We start from the raw sequence: 2181 nt of genomic DNA on the forward strand, positions 1-2181 counted from the left end.
AAATTGTGTTAACTGGGCTCAGTAAGCTTGGCATTGCGGGAGTGGCTAATGGTCGAAATGATTTAGTGCTGGAAGATGAACAAGGCCTACGCAAGTTTTCAGGTTCGGCTTACCGAGAAACTGTGGATCGCGGTTTTCACCACGGTACTTTATTACTCAGTGCGGATATGAGCCGGTTGGCTGATTACCTCAACCCAGATCCGAAAAAGCTGCAAGCAAAAGGGATCACGTCGGTAAAATCTCGAGTCATTAACCTTAATACTGTCAAGGCAGATATTCATCATCAGCAAGTATGTGAAGCTATCATGCAAGCTTATCTTGAGCATTACCAACAAATGGTGACACCAGAATGGATTTCTCCAGAGCATTTTGCTGACTTGCCGGATTTTGAGGAAAAATTTGCTAAACAGCGTAGTTGGCAGTGGAACTTTGGGCAGACTCCGCCTTTTACGCATCGTATGGATGAACGTTTTTCTTGGGGCGGTGTTGATGTGTATTTAACGGTTGAACAAGGAACAATCCAATACGCGACACTATTTAGTGATATGTTAGAGCCTTATCCAATGGAGAAAATAGCACAACAATTGAAGGGGGTGACTTATAACAAACAGGCAATCACTCAGAGCCTAGCACCACTATGTGAAAAAATGCCTCAATTCGCGTTAGAATTACAGGCATTTTCTCAATGGTTTATTCAGCAGATAGATTAATGTTGTTATTAACCGAACTGTAAGTCTGAGTTCAAGCTCGCGAAGTTTATTTGCGTTTGTGTCGGCGGCGCTGCTTTTCTTTGAGTTGATACCGAAAACGGGCCAGATGAAAAGTGCGACGAGGAATGGAAGAGCTATCCGGCTGTTTTTCATGCTGCCGACTTTGTTGATTATCATCGACAAAAAAAGAGGCCACACTGGCGGTAAGTAAACCAAAAAGAGTGATTCCGGTTAACATTAAAAAAACAGCGACCCCTCGGCCAAAGGAGGTCACCGGATACATATCACCATATCCAACGGTAGTAATGGTGGTCATTGCCCACCATAGTGCATCACCGTAACTTTCTATCGGGCTTGAGCTGCCTCTTTCGACCAAATAAACAAAAGCAGAACTTAAGATGACCGTTAGTAAACTGGTTAAACCAATAAAGCTAAACGTTTTTTGACGTAATACGGCTTTGGTTTGACGCCATGTCTTAGGCAAAATAAAAAGGATACGTAAAAAGCGTAATGGTCTAAGAAAAGGCATAGCAACAATCAAGACATCTTGCCAATGTTGAATCAAATAGCTCCAGCGGTGGGTGCTTAGTAATACTTTGATGCCCAGCTCCGTGGCAAAAATGCCCCACACTAGCCAGATCAATTGGTTAATAAAGTGACGTTCTTGTTCATCCAATTGAGCAAGATCTGGGACTAAAGCTAAGAGGACATAAATCAATGAAAGGATGAGCATAGGTACTTCGGTTTTATGCTCAAAGGCGTTCAGTAATTGACTTCGTTGTTGATGGTTCATATGACAATTTGATCATGTTAGAAAAGGGGCTGCCGATCACTATACCCTGCTCGTATATGATCCGCCATGGTAGCGATAACCATCTGCAATCGATATCTAATCATCGCCTGAAAGTCTTGACTGGCTTATCTCGAGGTTTAATTGTTGCATGCTAATCACATCGATAGTTTTTGGGTTCGAAACTGCTCAGGCTATCACTATTGATATTAAATCAATCAGGAAAAAGAGACTTAAAATGGACTCTCTTTATTTAACTCATTGCAAATTTCAATAATAGCAAGGGATAGCCCGGAGCGAATCACTTGTTGTTGTCGCTGGAGGTGTAAATGATAAAATTCTAGGTCGATGTCCTCATCAGGCTCCGGGGGATTGAGCTGCAATAGGCCCATGTTTTGTACAAGATGAAGTGCTTCAATTGCAGCAAGGATTTTGCTATCCGTAAAAAGATACTCAGCTCCATCACTATTGAGTTGATTGCGCAATTTAATGATGGTTTCAATATCGTGATAAACATCATCAGCAATAACCCCTAAACCATACAATAATTTTAAACGAACGGACAAATTGCCTAGCGGGCCGGTATCGTCTAGTAGTGGCCCAACGACCGATTGGACGGCAAAATTATCTTTGCGAAAAATACGTTGTATCAGTGTATCAATGGCTTGAGCTAACACCTCG

At 42.1% G+C, this 2181-nt stretch carries 3 protein-coding genes; 1 reads left to right on the top strand and 2 read right to left on the bottom strand.

Going from position 1 to position 2181, the window contains the following annotated elements; translation table 11 throughout:
• Positions 1-710: lipoyl protein ligase domain-containing protein (locus B7C60_RS06670; RefSeq protein WP_245868733.1), on the top strand; the 710-nt coding region annotated here is incomplete at its 5' end.
• A 46-nt stretch (positions 711-756) separates the two neighbouring features.
• Here the strand turns inward: B7C60_RS06670 and B7C60_RS06675 are convergent.
• Positions 757-1503 carry a potassium channel family protein gene (locus B7C60_RS06675; RefSeq protein ID WP_099610983.1) on the bottom strand — a complete coding sequence of 249 codons (747 nt, stop codon included), beginning with the start codon at positions 1501-1503 and terminating at the stop codon, positions 757-759.
• A 230-nt stretch (positions 1504-1733) separates the two neighbouring features.
• Positions 1734-2181 (bottom strand): MltR family transcriptional regulator (locus B7C60_RS06680; protein ID WP_245868734.1); only part of this gene is annotated, 448 nt, incomplete at its 5' end.

The organism is Vibrio fujianensis, from assembly GCF_002749895.1.
GTDB classification, from domain to species: domain Bacteria; phylum Pseudomonadota; class Gammaproteobacteria; order Enterobacterales; family Vibrionaceae; genus Vibrio; species Vibrio fujianensis.